At 64.9% G+C, this 17,188-nt stretch carries 18 protein-coding genes; 9 read left to right on the top strand and 9 right to left on the bottom strand.

Translation table 11 applies throughout. The annotated features are described in order from the left end of the window. Window positions 1–151: 151 nt before the first annotated feature. From N4T19_RS02935 to xseA, 5 genes are all read right to left on the bottom strand, one after another. Complete coding sequence (locus tag N4T19_RS02935) at window positions 152–1,141, bottom strand: FecR domain-containing protein (protein WP_182340831.1); 990 nt, start codon at window positions 1,139–1,141, stop codon at window positions 152–154. A gap of 10 nt (window positions 1,142–1,151) precedes the next feature. Beyond that, entirely contained in the window at window positions 1,152–1,682 is a 531-nt protein-coding gene (locus tag N4T19_RS02930; protein WP_260719415.1) for a sigma-70 family RNA polymerase sigma factor, read from the bottom strand. A 29-nt stretch (window positions 1,683–1,711) separates the two neighbouring features. Continuing rightward, a complete protein-coding gene (locus tag N4T19_RS02925) occupies window positions 1,712–3,958 on the bottom strand; it encodes a TonB-dependent receptor (protein WP_260719414.1) in 2,247 nt (748 codons plus the stop codon). Between the two features lie 239 nt (window positions 3,959–4,197). Continuing rightward, window positions 4,198–4,779: a superoxide dismutase gene (locus N4T19_RS02920; protein WP_021026539.1), complete on the bottom strand. Its 582-nt coding sequence runs from the start codon at window positions 4,777–4,779 to the stop codon at window positions 4,198–4,200. Window positions 4,780–5,052: 273 nt separating this feature from the next. Beyond that, a complete protein-coding gene (gene xseA, locus N4T19_RS02915; RefSeq protein ID WP_260719413.1) occupies window positions 5,053–6,408 on the bottom strand; it encodes an exodeoxyribonuclease VII large subunit in 1,356 nt (451 codons plus the stop codon). Between the two features lie 615 nt (window positions 6,409–7,023). Between xseA and N4T19_RS02910 the strand changes: the two genes are divergently transcribed. The 7 genes from N4T19_RS02910 (at window position 7,024) to adk (ending at window position 12,098) form a co-directional block, all read left to right on the top strand. Further along, window positions 7,024–7,644 carry a MotA/TolQ/ExbB proton channel family protein gene (locus N4T19_RS02910; RefSeq protein WP_021026538.1) on the top strand — a complete coding sequence of 207 codons (621 nt, stop codon included), beginning with the start codon at window positions 7,024–7,026 and terminating at the stop codon, window positions 7,642–7,644. Window positions 7,645–7,663: 19 nt separating this feature from the next. Continuing rightward, window positions 7,664–8,080, top strand: coding sequence for an ExbD/TolR family protein (locus N4T19_RS02905; protein ID WP_021026537.1), 417 nt, complete (start codon window positions 7,664–7,666; stop codon window positions 8,078–8,080). A 42-nt stretch (window positions 8,081–8,122) separates the two neighbouring features. After that, window positions 8,123–9,250, top strand: coding sequence for a tetraacyldisaccharide 4'-kinase (gene lpxK, locus N4T19_RS02900; protein WP_182340822.1), 1,128 nt, complete (start codon window positions 8,123–8,125; stop codon window positions 9,248–9,250). A gap of 8 nt (window positions 9,251–9,258) precedes the next feature. After that, complete coding sequence (locus N4T19_RS02895) at window positions 9,259–9,456, top strand: Trm112 family protein (RefSeq protein WP_027010813.1); 198 nt, start codon at window positions 9,259–9,261, stop codon at window positions 9,454–9,456. A 161-nt stretch (window positions 9,457–9,617) separates the two neighbouring features. After that, window positions 9,618–10,214: a hypothetical protein gene (locus N4T19_RS02890; protein WP_133248185.1), complete on the top strand. Its 597-nt coding sequence runs from the start codon at window positions 9,618–9,620 to the stop codon at window positions 10,212–10,214. Window positions 10,215–10,429: 215 nt separating this feature from the next. Then, the gene (gene kdsB, locus N4T19_RS02885) at window positions 10,430–11,224 is read left to right on the top strand and encodes a 3-deoxy-manno-octulosonate cytidylyltransferase (protein ID WP_116926870.1); all 795 of its coding nucleotides are present in this window, start codon (window positions 10,430–10,432) and stop codon (window positions 11,222–11,224) included. A gap of 217 nt (window positions 11,225–11,441) precedes the next feature. Further along, entirely contained in the window at window positions 11,442–12,098 is a 657-nt protein-coding gene (gene adk, locus N4T19_RS02880; protein ID WP_116926871.1) for an adenylate kinase, read from the top strand. A 97-nt stretch (window positions 12,099–12,195) separates the two neighbouring features. On the opposite strand, the gene N4T19_RS02875 is transcribed toward adk, so the two are convergent. After that, window positions 12,196–13,221, bottom strand: coding sequence for an asparaginase (locus N4T19_RS02875; protein WP_260719412.1), 1,026 nt, complete (start codon window positions 13,219–13,221; stop codon window positions 12,196–12,198). A 113-nt stretch (window positions 13,222–13,334) separates the two neighbouring features. Here N4T19_RS02875 and lexA point away from each other — a divergent pair, with 113 nt between their 5' ends. Beyond that, window positions 13,335–14,051, top strand: coding sequence for a transcriptional repressor LexA (lexA, locus tag N4T19_RS02870; RefSeq protein WP_021024923.1), 717 nt, complete (start codon window positions 13,335–13,337; stop codon window positions 14,049–14,051). Between the two features lie 135 nt (window positions 14,052–14,186). Continuing rightward, window positions 14,187–14,774 (top strand): hypothetical protein, encoded by a 588-nt coding sequence (locus tag N4T19_RS02865; RefSeq protein ID WP_133248186.1) that lies wholly within the window; start codon window positions 14,187–14,189, stop codon window positions 14,772–14,774. Between the two features lie 435 nt (window positions 14,775–15,209). Here N4T19_RS02865 and N4T19_RS02860 read toward each other — a convergent pair whose 3' ends face one another. The 3 genes from N4T19_RS02860 to N4T19_RS02850 are packed head-to-tail and all read right to left on the bottom strand — an operon-like array spanning window position 15,210 to window position 17,100. Beyond that, window positions 15,210–15,845 carry an FMN-dependent NADH-azoreductase gene (locus tag N4T19_RS02860; protein WP_116926873.1) on the bottom strand — a complete coding sequence of 212 codons (636 nt, stop codon included), beginning with the start codon at window positions 15,843–15,845 and terminating at the stop codon, window positions 15,210–15,212. A gap of 58 nt (window positions 15,846–15,903) precedes the next feature. Continuing rightward, window positions 15,904–16,629 carry an SDR family oxidoreductase gene (locus N4T19_RS02855; RefSeq protein WP_260719411.1) on the bottom strand — a complete coding sequence of 242 codons (726 nt, stop codon included), beginning with the start codon at window positions 16,627–16,629 and terminating at the stop codon, window positions 15,904–15,906. Window positions 16,630–16,662: 33 nt separating this feature from the next. Beyond that, window positions 16,663–17,100, bottom strand: coding sequence for a carboxymuconolactone decarboxylase family protein (locus tag N4T19_RS02850; RefSeq protein WP_182340814.1), 438 nt, complete (start codon window positions 17,098–17,100; stop codon window positions 16,663–16,665). Window positions 17,101–17,188: the final 88 nt, after the last annotated feature.

The raw sequence follows: 17,188 nt of genomic DNA, 5'->3' as shown, positions 1-17,188 counted from the left end.
GCAGCGCTCCCGCGGGGGTGGTTTGGGGACGATGAAAAACGGTTGGCATAAGGCTTCCTGCTTGGGGTCGGTACAGATCAATTCGCTATCTCTATGCAGGACAGCCGACCGCGCCCAAAGGGGCCAACTTGGCAGAAAATTCTTTAAAAGCTCAGTGCCGCAAGGGCAGCACCGTGACCCAGTAAGGGGTTCGGGCGCTGATCTGCACCGGCAGCAGATGGGCCAGGTTGGCCAGCACCGCGTCGGTATCGGCTAGCTGGAACGCGCCCGAGATGCGCAGCGCCGCCACCTGCGGGTCGCAACGCAGCCAACCTTTGCGGTAGCGGCCCAGCTCGGCCAAAAAGGCATCCAGGCGCATGTTGTCGGCCGCCAGCACATCTTGCGTCCACTGGCTGGCCCCGGCCTGGGCAAGCTGTGGCTGCCCTGCCTCGCTGTCGCTAAAGCGCAGTTGCTGGCCGGCCTGCAAGCGCAGTGCTGCTGCGCCGCCGCGTGGGCGTACCTCCACGGCATCCTGCTGCACGGCCACATCGCTGTAGCCATCACCGCAGCGCACACTAAAGCGTGTGCCCAGTGCGCGTATCTCGCCCTGCTCGGTGGTCACCAAAAAAGCCCTTGCGCTGGCCTGCGGATCGGGCGCTGTCTCCACATAAAGCGCGCCAGCGCGCAGATGGATGCGGCGCTGCAGCGCGTCGAACTGCACATCGGCCGCGCTGGCAGTGTCCAGCACCATGCGGCTGCCATCGGACAGCGTCCAGCTGCGCCATTCGCCAGTGGTCGTGGCATGGCTGGACGTCCACTGCTGCACCGGCGCCATGCGCCAGGCCAGCCAGCCCGCTGGCACTGCCGTGATCAGCACCGCCAGCGCGCGCACGGTATCGCGGCGCGTGGCACGGCGCTGGGGCCGAGACAGCGCGGGCGCGCCCGGCGATGCCGGAATGGAGCCCGCCTGCAGACTGACGGCCATCGCCCGTTGCCAGGCACGCTCATGCGCAGGCGATTGCGACCGCCAGCGCGCCAGCTCCGCCTGGGCACCGGCGCTGCCGGCCTCCTCTTGCAGGCGCACAAACCATTCGGCCGCCTGCATCGCCACCTCGCGGGTGATGAGGGGCGCGGCCACGGGCGGCGGATTCCAGGCACTCATGGCGGGCACCTCAGTCCGCCAGCAAAATGCATTCGGCCATGGCCTGGGCCATATAGCGCTTGACCGAGCGCAGGCCCACGCCCAGTACCTGGGCAATCTCGGCATAGGTCAGGCCGTCGATCTGCGAGAGGATGAACACCGCCCTTACCTTGGCCGGCAGTGCATCGAGCATCGCATCGACCTCCTGCAAGGCTTGCAGAATGGCCAGTTGCCGCTCGGGCGAGATAGCCTCGGGCTCGGGCAACACAGCCAGCGCCTGCAGATAGGCCTGCTCCAGCGACTGGCGGCGCAGGTGGTTGACCAGCACATGCTTGGCCACCGTGGCCAGGTAGGCACGCGGGGCGCGCAGCGCAGCGGCCGGCGGCGCGGCCGCGCTGGCATCGCCATGGCTGGCAGCCGGGCTCAGCAGCCGCACCTGGTGTGCATCACCGAGCCTGCGGCGCAGCCACCCTTGCAGCCAGCCATGGTGCTCCACATAGAGCGCGGCAATATCGGGCAGCATGGGGACGGGCTGCAGGGGCAAGGGGCTGGCCGCAGTCATGGGGCAAACCGCAGTCCGGCTGTCAGCGCTTAGAAGTCCACACTGGCGCTGACCGTGAAGGTGCGCGGGTTGGACAGCACCAAGTAGCCGGTCGAACCCACCGAGGCCCAGTAGTTGCGGTTGGCCGCGTTCTCCACGCGGGCGCGCAGGGTCACCAGGCGGCCATCGATTTCGGTCAGGTAGCGCGCACCCAGGTCAAACCGAGTCCAGCCTGCCACCTGCAAGGTATTGGTCGCATTGGCATAGCTGCTGCCGGTGGCCACGGCGCGGCCATCCAGGCTCAGGCCCCGCACGCCGGGCACATCCCACTCCAGCCCCAGATTGCCCTGCTGGCGGGGCACGCCAATCACGCGCTTGCCGGCATTGGGGTTGTTGCCATCGGCCAGTTGCTTGGCATCGAGCCAGGTGACGCCACCCAGCACGCGCAGGCCGCGTGTGACCTGGCCAAACACATTGAGCTCCAGGCCACGGTGGCGGTCCATGCCTTCAGGGCCGTAGACGCCCGAGATGGAATTGCGGAACACACGCGGCTTGTCGGTGGTGAACCAGGCCAGGCCCGCGCCAATATCGCCACCATCCCACTTCAAGCCCACTTCCTTTTGCTTGGAGACATAGGGTGCCAGCGCCGCGCCGGCATTGGACACCGGCAAGCCCGACGACAGCGCCGGTGCAATCTCGCCCGGGGTCAGGCCTTCGATGTAGTTGGCGTAGAGCGATACCCGCTCGGCCGGCTTGAAGACGACGGCCGCCATCGGGCTGGTGCGGCTCTTGTCCACCTTGGGCGCTGCAATGCCGGTGTTATAGGCAAAGGTCTGCGTCTCGATGGTCTGGTGGCGCACGCCCAGGGTGAGCAGCAGGCGCTCGTCGAACATCGACAGGGTGTCCGACAAGGCCAGGCTCAACAGCTTGATGCGGGCCTGCACGGCCGGGTCATCCAGGTCGTTCGAGCTGGTGCCCAAGGGCGGTGCCGCGCCATAGACGGGGTTGTACAGATTGGTGGCCAGCGCGCTGGCGGCCGGCTGCGAGTAGAAGGCGTTCTTGCGCTTGTCCGAGAAAGCCGAGGCCGCCAGCACGATGCTGTGGCCAATGCTGCCGGTGGTGAGCTTGCCGCGCAGGCCCACTTCGCCGGTAAAGATGTCATCGGCGCGGGTATTGTCAAAGCGCCCTTGGGTGCCGCTGCCGGTGCTGCCATTGTTCAGGGTCAGGCTGGCGAGCGAGTTGCGCTCGCGGCCAAAGCGTGCACCGCCTGCCGCCCAGGCGGTGAGCCGGCTGTTGATGTCGTACTCGGCGCGCACCGAGCCAAAGCTGTCGCGCTCGTTCGAATAGGTCCAGGGCTGGGCAAAGTTTTTGCTGTTGTCCGGGGCGCTGGGCACCTGGGTCACTGCGGCACCCAAGGTCACATTGGGGCGTGGCGTGGTCAGTTTGTGGCTTTGGTAGCCCACATCGGCCGACAGGCGCAGATTGCTGGAGCGCCAATCCAGCCCCAAGGACACCACACTCAGATCGACACCTTCGTCGTCGATCGTGGTATCGCCCTTGCGTTTGGCCACGTTCAGGCGCAGGCCGGTGGCCTGGTCGGGGCCAAAGCGGCGGCTGATGTCGGCCGCGGCATAGCCTTGCGCGCCGCTCGATCCACCCACGCTGACCCGCGTCAGCGGCTCGTTCGAGGCGCGCTTGGGCAGCAGGTTCAGGGCGCCACCAATGCTGTCACCGGCGGGCGATGCCCCATTCAAAAAGCCGCTGGCGCCGCGCAGCAGCTCTACGCGCTCAAACAGCTCGGCCGACACATACTGGCGCGGCAGCAGACCGTAGAGGCCGTTGTAGGCAATGCTGTCCGAGCCCAGCACAAAGCCGCGCACAAAATACGATTCCTGGAAGTTGCCAAAACCGCGCGAGATCCGCACCGAGGCATCGTTTTGCAGCACATCGCCCACGCTGCGCGCCTGCTGGTCGCGGATCAGATCCTGGGTATAGGCCGTCGTGGAGAACGGCGTGTTCATGATGTCTTCGGTGCCCAGAATACCCACACGCCCGCCGCGCGCCACCTGGCCGCCGGCATAGGCCTTGGACAGACCTTGCGCCGATGCATCGGCACTGGCGTTGACGGTCACGGTCGGCAAGACGCTGTCTTCGCCGGCAGCTGGCGCCGCTGCGGCGGTGGCTGTGTCAGCAGCGCCCTCCTGGATTTGAGCCAAAGCGGGGACAGCGGTAAAAGAAACCAGCAGAGCAACTGCGCCCGCCACCGGGTGGAGCGCAAAACGGGAAGAGAACAACATACAAAAACCAGCCAAGAAGCAAATGAGACTGATTATCAATCATGCATTTGCACGGCTCGGAAAACTGGCGCAAATCAGGGGCTTTGCCAGAGGGAAGTGTTGCCTGTAGCTGACAGACTGGGCACTGGCGCCAATGCACCGCCCTGCCCCCAAAAAGCAAAAGGCCGGATACGGTGCAGCGCACCATCCGGCCTTTTTTCTGATCAGGTGTACCCGGCGATCACGCAGGGCAGCCGCTATCAGGCGAAATTGCTTTCCGCAAACTTCCAGTTCACCAGCTTGTCGAAGAAGGTTTCAACAAACTTCGGACGGGCATTGCGGTAGTCGATGTAGTAAGCATGTTCCCACACGTCGACGGTCAGCAGTGCCTTGTCGTCAGTGGTCAGCGGGGTGCCAGCAGCGCCGGTATTGACGATGTCCACCGAGCCATCGGGCTTCTTGACCAGCCAGGTCCAGCCCGAGCCGAAGTTGCCCACGGCCGAGGCCTGGAACGCCTTCTTGAACTCGGCGTAGCTGCCCCACTTCTTGTTGATGGCATCGGCCAGCGCGCCGCTTGGCTCAGCGCCGCCGCCGGGGGTCATGCAGTTCCAGAAGAAGGTGTGGTTCCAGATTTGAGCGGCCTGGTTGTAGATACCACCGGTCGCCTTCTTGATCACGGCTTCCAGCTCCAGGTTCTCGAACTCGGTGCCCTTTTGCAGCTCGTTGAGCTTGTCCACGTAGGCCTTGTGGTGCTTGCCGTGGTGGTATTCCAGCGTTTCCTGGCTGTAGGCAGGGGCCAGGGCATCAATCGCATAGGGCAGTGGTGGCAGAGTGCGTTCCATCGTGGTTTCCTCGTGGTTGGTATGGTTTCAAAGCCGGGCCAGGCGGTGTTGGCAAACACCGGCCAGCCCGCAGCCTCAGTCGTCGATTGTAAAAAGGAAAATCGACCCGTTGATGAATACGGGTTCAGCCCATTTACTATGACGACGATAGCATGCAAGCCAGGCAGCACGGCGTCAGAAAGCGCCGCCAATTGCCATCACGCGGCCTGGCAGCCGCAGTGGCGCAAGCGCGCGTCCGCCCCCAGGCCTGCGCAGTGGCACCTTGGCGCAGCGCTAGACCAGCAAGCGCTGGGTCGCCACCACATCGACACTGCCATCGGCCAGCTCGGCATGCAGGGCCTTGCCCGGTGTCGCCTGCGTTACCGAACTCACTACCTGGCCTTGCATGTCGGTCAGCAAGGCATAGCCCCGCGACAGCACCTGGCGCGGGTTGAGCAGCTCCAGCCGCGCATGCAATTGCGCCAGGCGCTGCTCACTGCGCTCCAGATGGCGCGCCGCGCCAGAGGGGAATACGCTGGCCAGGTGCTGCACGCGCTTGTCCTGGCCATGCAACTGGCTTTGTGCAGCGCTTTGCAGGCGGCGGCCAAGCCGGTCCAGCATCTGCTGCTGGCCGTGCACCAAGGATGACGGCCTGCCAATCTGGCGCGCTGCCATGTCCAGGCGCTGCTGCTGGCGGTCCAGATGGCGCTCGACGCCATCGACCAGGCGCTGCTCCGCCAGTTGCAGCGCGCCCAGCCAGACATCGCGCGGCTGGCAGACCAGCTCGGCAGCGGCCGTGGGCGTGGGCGCGCGCAGATCGGCGCAGAAATCGGCGATCGTGAAGTCGGTCTCATGCCCCACGCCACTCACCAGCGGCACCGGGCTTTGCACTACGGTGCGGGCCAGTTGCTCGTCGTTGAAGGCCCAGAGGTCCTCCAGCGAGCCACCGCCGCGCACCAGCAAGATGGTGTCGATGGGCACCGCCGGCGCGTCAATACTCAGGCGGGCGTCATAGGCGATCTGGGCCTCGGCCAGGCGGTAGAGCTTTTGCAGCGCCGCCACCATCGATGGCGCCGCCTGCGCGCCCTGCACCAGCGCTGGCACCAGCACCACCGGCAGCTGCGGCACGCGGCGGCGCAAAGCGGTCACCACATCGTGCAGCGCCGCCGCGCCCAGCGAGGTGACGATGCCGATGCCGCGCGGCATCAGCGGCAGTTGCCGCTTGCGCTCGCTGTCAAACAGGCCCTCGGACTCCAGTTGCGCCTTGAGGCGCAGGAACTGCTCGAACAACGCCCCCTGCCCGGCACGGCGCATGCCTTCCACAATCAGCTGGAGATCGCCGCGCTGCTCATACACCCCCAGCTTGCCCACCACCTCGACCAGCTCGCCGTCGCGCGGGTTGAAGTCCAGCGCCTGCGCGGAGCGGCGAAACATCGCGCAGCGCACCTGGCCGTTGGCATCCTTGAGGTTGAAGTAGCAGTGGCCGCTGGCCGCGCGCGAAAAACCGCTGAGCTCCCCGCGCACCTCCACCGGGTTGAAGCGTGCCGCCAGCGCATCGGCCACCGCCCGGCACAGCGCGCCCACCTCCCAGATGCGGGGGCTGGGGGTGGCGTTGGCAGCGGCAGTGGGCGGGTAGTGTGTGGTGTCCATAAAAATGGCCGGCTTGGCGGCAGGCTCGGCGCGGCAGAAATCAGGAGAGGTGAGTGTTGGTTGCGCCGCAACGCGGCATGCAGCAGACATGGTAGCGGCTGGGACTTGCGCCAGGGATCCAGCGGGCTGGCCATCCTTCGCCAGATGCAGCGGTTCCGTTATCGGAAGGGGCTGCCAATTAGCTGCCAACGCAACCACTGGCAGCGGCATTTTTTCCCGTCACAGCAACGACATAGAGGCCAGGGAAGGCTCAAAAGCCGCCTTTTCCCACACCTCCAACGCGCAGTAGTCCACAAGAGAGCGGCTCTGTGACAGCGTCATGCATACGTCATACTCTGTAGCACAAAATATTGAACCTACGTACAAGCTTTTGATTTTTCAATATTTTTATCAGCTTATTTTTTAAGCAATCTAAGAAAAACCCCGTAAATTGGGCAATTTTTCCGGCTGATGACACATTACCCACAAAGTTATCCACATTTTTTGTGGATGACTGGGCCTTTCCGGCATTCTGGGACTGTGGGTTGGACGCAGCGCCAGCGCCGATTTTAGGCGGACCGGCAGTGGCCTTGGGCCATAATGGCCGCTGAAAAAAGAAAGAGCGGAGAGAGAATCTTGTTTTCCATCATCCAAGCAGCAGGCTGGCCCATCTGGCCCTTGATTGCCTGCTCCATCCTGGCCCTGGCATTGATCGTTGAGCGCTTTGTGGCTTTGAAAGCGGACAAAGTCGCCCCAGCCAACCTGCTGCAGGAAGCCATGTCCGTCTCAGCCAATGGGGTGCCCAGCGCCGAAGTGGTGAACCAGCTCGGCCAGAACTCGTCGCTGGGCGAGGTGCTGGCCAGCGGACTGCGCACCATCACCTTGGAGCCCCGCATCTCGGAGGCCGACCTGCGCGCCACGCTGGAGAGCACCGGCCGCCGCGAAGCCCAAAAGCTCGAAAAGTACCTCACCGCCCTCGCCACCATCGCATCGGCCGCGCCATTGCTGGGCCTCTTGGGCACGGTGATCGGCATGATCGAGATCTTCGGCTCGCAAAGCGGTGGCGGCAACAACCCCAGCATGCTGGCCCACGGTATCTCGATTGCGCTGTACAACACCGCTTTTGGCCTGATGGTGGCCATCCCGGCCCTCATTTTCTGGCGCTACTTCCGCAGCCGGGTCGATGGCTATCTGCTCACCCTGGAGCTGTCGGCCGAGCAGTTTCTGCGCCACCTGAACAAGCTGCGCCGCAGCTGATCGCCGGGCAGGAGCCAGCATGAACTTTCGCCCCCGCACCACGACAGAGCCCGAGATCAACTTGATCCCGTTCATTGATGTGCTGCTGGTCGTGCTCATCTTCCTGATGCTCTCGACCACCTACAGCAAATTCACCGAGCTGCAGCTGACCTTGCCGACCGCCAATGCCGAGCAACTGCGCGACCGGCCCAAAGAGATCATCGTCTCCGTCGCTGCCGATGGGCGCTATGCCGTGGGCAAGGTCGCGCTGGAAGGCAAGACCGTGGCCGATATGGCCGAAGCACTGCGCAATGCCGCCACCGCTGGCAAGGACAGCGTGATCATCATCAGCGCCGATGCGCTGGCGCCGCACCAGTCGGTGGTCTCGGTGATGGAAGCCGCCCGCCGCGTTGGCCTGCAGCAGATCACCTTTGCCACCCAGACGGCGGCACGCTAAACCCCAGGCACTGCGCCTGGGCAGTGCTAGCATGCAGCCTGCATGACCGTCCCGCCTCCCCCTCCATCCACGCCTGCCGCGCCCCCCAGTGCCACGCGCCCCCGCTCGGCACGCATCACCGATGCCTGGCAGCGCAAAGGCCTGCTGGCCATCGCGCTGCTGCCGCTGTCCTGGTGCTATGCAGCGCTGGGCGCGCTGCGCCGCGCCCTCTACCGCACCGGTCTGTGCAAGGCCTACCGCGCGCCGGTGCCCGTGGTGGTGGTGGGCAATGTGATCGCCGGGGGCGCGGGCAAGACGCCTGTGACCCTGCACCTGGTGCAGGCCTTGCAGGCCCAGGGCTGGCGGCCAGCGGTTATCTCGCGCGGCTATGGGCGCGACAACAGCAAAAATCCCAACGCGATAGCCGTCACCCCCGGCAGCGACCCGCGCCTGGTGGGCGATGAGCCCTTGCTGATCGCCCAGCGCAGTGGCGTGCCGGTGTATGTGGCTGCGCTGCGGGCCACGGCCGCCCAGGCGGCCCTGCAGGCGCACCCCGATGTCGATGTGCTGGTCTGCGACGATGGCCTGCAGCACCTGGCACTGGCCCGCGATGTGGAGATTGCCGTCTTCAACGCCCAAGGCATTGGCAATGGCTGGCAACTGCCGGCCGGGCCACTGCGCGAGCCCTGGCCCAGGCGGCTGGACATTGCGCTCTACGCCGGCCCAGCGCCCCAGCAGCTGGCAGCCACTGGTGCAGCGGCCTGGCCGCTGCAGCGCAGCCTGGCCTGCTATGCCGTTGGCCAGGATGGCCGCCACCATGCGCTTGCCGATCTGCGCGGCCGGCCAGTGCATGCGCTGGCCGCCATTGCCTATCCGCAGGAGTTTTTTGCGATGCTGCAAGCCCAGGGCCTGCAGCTGGCCCGCAGCGATGCACTGCCCGACCATGCCCCGCTGGACGACCCGGCCTGGCTGGCAAGCCTCGGAATCGCCGCGACCAGCGCACCTACAATAGGTGCACCCGATGCACCCGTGCTGCTGTGCACCGAAAAGGATGCGCACAAGCTCTGGCGCATTGCCCCCCATGCACTGGCTGTGCCGCTGGAGGTCGCCATCGACCCGGCCTTTGGCCAGCATGCCGATGCACTGCTGCGCCAGCACCAGCCCGCATCGCCCCCTGTTAAGAAAGACTGATTGCTGCTATGGACCCGAAACTGCTCGAACTGCTGGTTTGCCCCGTCACCAAAGGCCCCCTGCGCTATGACCGCGAGCGCCAGGAACTGGTCTCGCGCAGCGCGCGCCTGGCCTACCCGGTGCGCGATGGCATGCCCATCATGCTCGAAGGCGAAGCGCGCCCGCTCAGCGACGAAGAAATCGACGCTTTAGCTGCGGCAGATTAAGGTTTGATGAAGTTGCGGCCCCACCGGGGCCGGCATGGCCGTCCGCACAGGCAAACCCCAATAGCGGTTTTGTAAAAAAAAGACACAATTTGCTGAAATTTTAGGCACAGCGCCTCCGGGCAGGTCTTGTGGATTGCATCCATTTTTTTCAGCACATTGCCATGCATACCCTGATTCTCAAGAAAACCGACAAAGGCATGGAGGCGCTGCGCGCCCGGGATCCCTCGTTGCCGCACCGCATGCGACCGGCCTTCATCATGTTTGATGGGCAAAAAAGCATTGAACAGGTGATGGCGCTGGCGCCCTCGGCAGGTGGACAGCTGCAGGTGCTCGAAGACATCAAGCAGCTGCTGCAGCAAGGCCTGCTGGAGCTTTTGCGCCCCAGCGACGCAGGCCAATTGCCCGCGAGCGCCAGTGCCATCATTGACAACCTGACCGACCCTGCGACCACGCCGCCACCCGCTGCTGCAGCCGCCCCAGTTGCCGCGCAGACCGCAGCCAGCAATGCAACTGCTGCCATCAGCAACCCCAGCGAGCGCTATATCAAGGCCTATGCCGCTGCCAGCCAATTGGTCAGCGGCCTGGGGCTCAAAGGCTTTCGGCTGCAGCTGCAACTGGAAAAAGCCCAGGGCTACGACGGCCTGGTCGCCGTCCTGCCCAAGCTGCGCGAGGTGATCGACGCCAAGAAACTGCGCCCCATCGAGGCCATTCTGTTTGGCAGCAACGAGACCAATACGCCTGTCAAGCCTGCACCCTGAGCGCGGGCGCCGCAGCAGCGGCGACTGCCTGGGTAGGTGGCTTGTGGCTGTCGGGCCTGGCCGGCGGCGACTAGCTGGGCGCACCTGGCCGGCCGCACCTAGTCGGCTACACCTCGCTGGCAGCGCCTGGCCGGCCGCACCTCGCCGGCCGCACCTCGCCGGCCACCCTCCTCGCTACAATTTAAGTTGGCTTCACTCTCCTCTCCTTTAGCACCATGGCATCCGCACCCGCGCCGTTTACTGTCTTGATTCCTTCGCGCATGGCCTCCTCGCGCCTGCCCAACAAGCCCCTGGTCGATATCGCCGGCCTGCCCATGGTGGTGCGCGTGGCCAAACGCGCGCAGGAGAGCGCCGCCCAGCGCGTGGTGGTGGCTGCAGATGACGAGCGCATCATCGACGCCTGCAAAAAGCATGGTGTGCAAGCGGTGATGACCTCGCCCAAGCACCCCAGTGGCAGCGACCGCCTGGCCGAGGCCTGCAATGTGCTGCAATTGGGCGGCGATGACATCGTGGTCAATGTGCAAGGCGACGAGCCCTTGATCGCGCCGGCGCTGATCGATGCGGTCGCGGCGCTGCTCAGCGACCGGCCCGAGGCCAGCATGGGCACGGTCGCGCACCCGATTGCTGATCTGGAGTCGCTGCTCAGCCCCAATGTCGTCAAGGTGGTGCTCGATGCACAGGGCCTGGCCAGCTATTTCAGCCGTGCGCCCATCCCCTGGGGCCGTGATTTTGTGAATATGGCCTGGTGGAAGAACCCCGGCACCACCGGCACGCCCGGTTTTGCGCCGCTGCACCATATGGGCATCTACAGCTACCGCGCCCAGTTTTTGCATACTTTCCCTACGCTCAGCCAGGCCCCGACCGAGCAAATCGAGATGCTCGAGCAGCTGCGCGCGATCTGGCATGGCCACCGCATCGCCGTGCATGTGACGCGGCAGATCCCTGGCTCGGGCGTCGATACGCCCGAAGACCTGGTGCGCGTGCGCCAGCTGCTGGGCGCGGTGATGTAACCCGCGTGCCTGCCCTGCACCGCGACGGCCTCCGATGCAAGCGCACCGTAAGCTAAAAGGCGCAGCATGCCTGTCTCGCGCAGCCGAGACACGGTATTGGTGCCAGTTCGCTGACAATCCCCTGATGCGTGATATGCTCAAGCCCAGTTTTTTTGTGTAAAAGCGGGCTTTAGTGCCCGCTTTTGCCGTGCAAGTTTTTTATTCTCCAAGGACCGTCATGAAATTAATTCTTTTGGGAGCACCCGGCGCCGGCAAAGGTACGCAAGCTGCCTTCATCTGCCAAAAATACGGTATTCCCCAGATTTCCACCGGCGACATGCTGCGTGCTGCCGTCAAGGCTGGCACGCCGCTGGGCTTGCAAGCCAAGGCCGTGATGGACGCCGGCCAGCTGGTCAGTGACGATCTGATCATCAATCTGGTCAAGGAACGTATCGCCCAGGCCGACTGCGCCAATGGCTTCCTGTTTGACGGCTTCCCCCGAACCATCCCCCAGGCCGACGCGATGAAGGCCGCCGGTGTCAAGCTCGACTATGTGCTGGAGATCGATGTGCCGTTTGAGGCCATCATCGAGCGCATGAGCGGCCGCCGCAGCCACCCCGCTTCCGGCCGTACCTACCACGTCAAGTTCAACCCGCCCAAGACCGAAGGCCTGGACGATGTGACCGGCGAGCCCCTGGTGCAGCGCGAAGACGACAAGGAAGAAACCGTCAAGAAGCGCCTGGATGTGTACAGCAACCAGACCCGCCCCTTGGTGGACTACTACAGCAGCTGGGCCGCCCAAGACCCGGCCGCCGCCCCCAAGTACCGCGCCATCAGTGGCATGGGCTCGGTCGAAGAGATCACGCAGCGCGCCATTGCCGCGCTGCAGGCCTGATAAGTCGCACAGACTTATCCGCACAGCCACTGTCTTGCGACAGTGGCTTTTTTAATGCCTGCTCATGCCATCAGCAGACCGGCATGCGGCGGCTGCTTTAGGCCTTGGCTTGGACCTGCGCCAGCGCCAGCGCCAGTTGCAAGCTGACCCGGCATTTGTAGGGCGTCAAGGCCACCGCCAAGTCCTTTTCCAAATCGGCCACCCCAGGCAATACCGCATCGCTGATCACACCATCGCTGCAGCGGCTGCTGCGCCATACCGGCAGACCTTGCTGGCGTGCGCGCGCCATGGCCTCCAGAAGCAGCTCATGCACGGTGCCATTGCCGGTGGTCGCCACCACCAGGCCGTCGATGCCCTGGGCCTGCAGGGCATCCACCAGCCCCGGGCGCAGGCCCGCGTGGCTGGTCACGATCTCCACCCAGGGCCAGGGCTGGCTGGCGGGGGCAGGCAAGGCGGCCAGCCACTGGCTGCCGCTGTAGCCATCCGCTGCGCCTGGTGCCGGCGAGGCATAGCCCTGGCGCAGGCGCACGGTCACGCCATCCACCCAGCCCAGGGGCCCCTGCTCGCCCGATGAAAAGGCCAGCAAACGGTGCGGATGCACCTTTTGCAGCCAGCGCGCGCTGTGCAGCTCGCCGCCGCCCGTCACGGCCACGACCTCGCGCAGCAGCGGCTGGCCATCCGCAGCCAACGCCGCAGCGGCGGCCACGGCGTCCTTCAGGTTCTGCGGGCCATCGGGCATCAAGGCATTGGCCGGGCGCATGGCACAGGTCAGCACCACGGGCTTGGCCAGGCGCCCTAAAACGCAATGCAGGAACCAGGCAGTCTCTTCGAGCGTATCCGTTCCGTGGGTGATAACAACAGCACGCACCGCCTCATCGTGCATGGCCGCATCGCAGCGCTTGAGCAGCGCATGCCAGACCTCGTCATTCATGTCCTTGCTATCAATTTGCGCTATCTGCACCGCATCCAGCGGGCCTGCCGCCGCAGTCTCAATACCGCTCACGCCCGCCAGCAAGGCCGCGATGGACAGCTGGGCCGCGCGGTATTGGCCGGGTTTCTCGGCGTCATCAGCCATGCCGGCGATAGTGCCGCCGGTGCCGATGATCAAAATTTTTGGCTGCAAGGCTTGCCTCCTGCAAAAAACTGGTTAAAAATACAGGTACTGGATTGATATACAGGTGTTGGATGCACAGTGGCTTTGCTTCTGCCCGGCACCGCAGATCACACGGAGATCTTATGCGAGACCATCCCAAACTGACCGCGCGCCAACAAGAAATTCTGGACCTGATCCAGACCGCCATTTCGCGCACCGGCGCCCCGCCAACGCGCGCCGAGATTGCCAGCAAACTGGGCTTCAAATCGGCCAATTCGGCAGAAGACCATCTCAAGGCGCTGGCCCGCAAGGGCGTGATCGAGCTGGTCAGCGGCACCTCCCGGGGGATTCGCCTGCAAAGCGATACTGTGCGCTCCATCAATGCCGCACGTGGCACGCGCTTTTCGTCGCCGCTGGCAGGCGTGTCCAATGCCACGGCCGGCCTGGGCCGCGTGGTGCAAGAGCTCGCCCAGCTGGCCCTGCCGCTGATCGGCCGCGTCTCGGCCGGCTCGCCCATCCTGGCGCAAGAGCATGTCGACCAAACCTATACCGTGGAGGGCGGCCTGTTCCAGCAGCAGCCCGATTACCTGCTCAAGGTGCGCGGTATGTCGATGCGCGATGTCGGCATCATCGATGGCGATCTGCTGGCCGTCAAAGCCACGCGCGAGGCCCGCAACGGCCAGATCATCGTGGCGCGCCTGGGCGATGACGTCACCGTCAAGCGCCTCCAGCGCACCAAGGACGGCATTGAACTGCTGGCCGAAAACCCGGATTACCTGCCCATCATCGTGCAGCCCGGCGAGCCCTTTGAGATCGAAGGCATTGCCGTGGGCCTGATCCGCAACACGATGCTGAACTAGGCCTAGCGGCCCCCTCGGCCCTCCCTTTTCTGCGCAACCCCAGGTAGCGGGCGTTGTGGGCTCTTGGCCCACAGCCCTGGGGGATGCGCTCGCCCTGCGCAATCCTGCTGTTACCCGTATACCAAGGAGTCTCCTATGCTTGTAGCAGATGCATTGCGCGCGCTTGCGCCTTTTTCCCTCGTCGCTGGCCTGCCCTGGTTCCAGTCCATCCAGCGTGCCATTGTGCGCAGCAACCGCCGCCGCCCCGGCCATGGCGCCGCCAATGACGGCCAACTGGCCGCCCAGGTGCACTGCTTTGCCACCGCGTCCTCTGCCGCTGTACAGCGCGGTGCCGCCCAGCAGCTGAGCTTGCTCGATGGCCCGGTAGCTCAGTCCAGCGTGGATACGTCAGGCGCGGATACCTCCTGCATGGACACGCCCCGCGTTGACTCGCCTGCCGATGGTGCACCAGTGCAGCGCCCCATCGACCGCATCCGCCTGCCGCGCAAACCCGCTGCGCGCCGTCGCCTCTCAGCAGCTGCGCAGTCCCACACCCGCCCCTTCCTGTCGGTGCAGCGCTGCAGCGCCCAGGCCGCCAATGATGCGCCCATCAAGATGTACTGGGCCCAACCGGCCAGCCTGCACCGCCAAAAGGGTATGCGCTGGGCCATGTCGGGCAGCATGGCCGATATCTGTGCCGAGCTCGAGCGCCTGGAGCGGCTGGAACATCTGCACGCGGTCTAAGCTGCTGTTCGGGCGGGCATCAAGTCTGGCCGCCAGCATGCGTTGAACGCTGCGAATAGGGCCAGACTAGCCGAAGGTTTGCGCATGGGGCTCAGCGTCCCCGGCGCGGCATCTTGCCGCAGGCAGACCCGATTGCCGCTAGGTGCGGCCGGCTAGGTGCGGCCGGCTAGGTGCGGCCGGCTAGGTGCGGCCGGCTAGGTGCGGCCGGCTAAGGGTGAGCAGCCAGGCAACAGCCTACCGGAGGGTTTCCAGAACAACGCTGAGATAGTCTGGGCAACATGCAAGACAGGTGCAACGACGGTACAGCACGGCCCCAGCCAGCAGCAGCCCCCTGCCGCACAAGCCAGGCCTTGGTGGTGCAAGGCCCATGCGCTGGGCACCCCGCGCTGTCAGCCATCGCTCCCTGCTGCCCACTTGCACCAGCTACGCGTGCTGTCAGCGCGCAGCAGCGACCACCTCCAGCGCCTGCTGCTTGAAGGGCGCCAGCTGCTCCCGCAAGGTATCTCTTGCGCTATCCACCGCAGCGGCGACGGCATCGGGGCCAAATACCAGGCCTTGCAGCAATACAAAATGCACATTGCGGATGCCGATGGAGGCCAGCGCATAGCGCAAGTAAGGCGTCAGAAAATCTTCCTGCCGGGCCCGGGGGCCCGTGTGGAAGCCGCCCGAGCTCACCAACACCAAGGTGGGCCGGTCTTTCATCAGGCCGATCTTCCCTTCAGGCGTGGATGCAAAGCTGCGGTGGATGCGGATCACATGGTCCAGCCAGAGCTTGAGCGTGGCCGGCACCGCAAAGTTGTGCATGGGGGTCAGAATCATCAGCAGATCGCTGTCTTCCAACTCCTTGATCAGCGTTTCGGACCAGGCCAGCGCCGGTGCATCCGCGCTCGCATTGGCGGTGATCGCCAGCGCATAGTCGCGGCTGATCGGCGGTATCGGGGTGGCCACCAAGTCGCGCTCGCGCAGCGGCTGCTGCGCCAGGCCCAACTCGGCGAGCATATCGGCCGCCAGTTGGTAGCCATGGCTGGCCTGGCCATGGGGGCCACAGTTCAAGAGCAAGGTACGGGTCATCAGTCGTCCAATCGTTTGAAAATAATCACACCCCGGTGTCCAGCCAATGCCTGGGGCATCAAGCCGCACTGCATTTGCAGACCCAGGCCGCCAGCGTGGTCCGCCCCAGGCGAGCGGGTCCCGTGGGCAGCAAGCTGTCACCGTCCAGCAACGCCCCCCGATACAGAGCGTGGGCATCGCCCAGCACTTCCCGCGGGTCGCCGCGCAAGCGCAGGTACTGCTGCATCCAGTCGGCCATCGCCATCTTCTGGGGCCCGGCCACCTCCATGCAGCCATCCAACGGCTGCGCCAGCGCGGCATCGGCCACCAACATCGCCAGGTCCTCTGCGGCCATCGCCTGCATACGCGCTACGGGCATGGTCAGCGCCGTACCGGCAGGGCTGCCCTGTGCCAGCCGTGCCAGACTTTCGTACAGGGGTGCGGCACGCAGCACCGTATAAGGCGTGCTGCCTGCCTGGATCAGCTGCTCTCGCAGCGCCAGCGCCTGGTAGTAGCCGCTGTGCTGCAAGCGCTGCAACCCCAAGGCCGACAGCGCAATATGGTGCGCCACTGCTGCAGCGGCGATGGCGGCATTTAGCTGGCGGCATATGCTCGCCCAGCTCGCCAGCGCATCGGCCGTCTCCATCACAGGTGGCTCGCGCACATCAATCAGCACCTGGGCGCCATGCAGCGCAGCTGGCAGCCTGGGGTCCACATCCGCAACCACCGGGTAGCCCAGCTGCCGCAGATTGCTGACCACCTTCGCGCCCAGCAGCTTGCAGCCGCCCAGAACCAGGACTTTCATAGGCCGTCTTGCGCCACGCCGGGAGCTAGCTTCTTAAACCGGCATCTTGCGAAAGGCAATCGCAAAGCGGTTCCAGCTGTTGATCGAGGTGATCACGGCCGTCAGCTCCATCAGCTCGGCATCCGTGAAGTGGGGGCGCACGGCCTCCCAGACGGCATCGGGCACATGGTTGTGCGACACCAGGGTCAGCGCCTCGGTCCATTCCAGCGCAGCGCGTTCGCGGTCGCTGAAGAACGGCGTCTCACGCCAGGCGGCCACGGTGGCCAGGCGGCGGCTGGATTCGCCGGCCTTGACCGCATCGGTCACATGCATGTCCAGACAAAAGGCGCAGCCATTGATCTGCGAGGCGCGCAGGCGCACCAGTTCCTTGAGCAGAATGTCCAGGCTGCCCTTGGCAATCTGGTTTTCCACGCCCATCAGGGCCTTCATGATGGCGGGGTCGGCGGTGTAGAAGTCGAGTCGGGTTTGCATAGCTATCTCCATGGCTGGGTTGCGTCGGTGAATTCCGTTGCTGATAGGCAGTATGCAGTTGTCTTGGCCAAGCCAAAAGAGCCAAGAA

Source organism: Comamonas squillarum (assembly GCF_025309455.1).
GTDB lineage: Bacteria > Pseudomonadota > Gammaproteobacteria > Burkholderiales > Burkholderiaceae_C > Comamonas > Comamonas squillarum.
The sequence above is the reverse complement of the archived record's forward strand: the minus strand, read 5'-3'. Positions and strand labels throughout refer to the sequence as shown.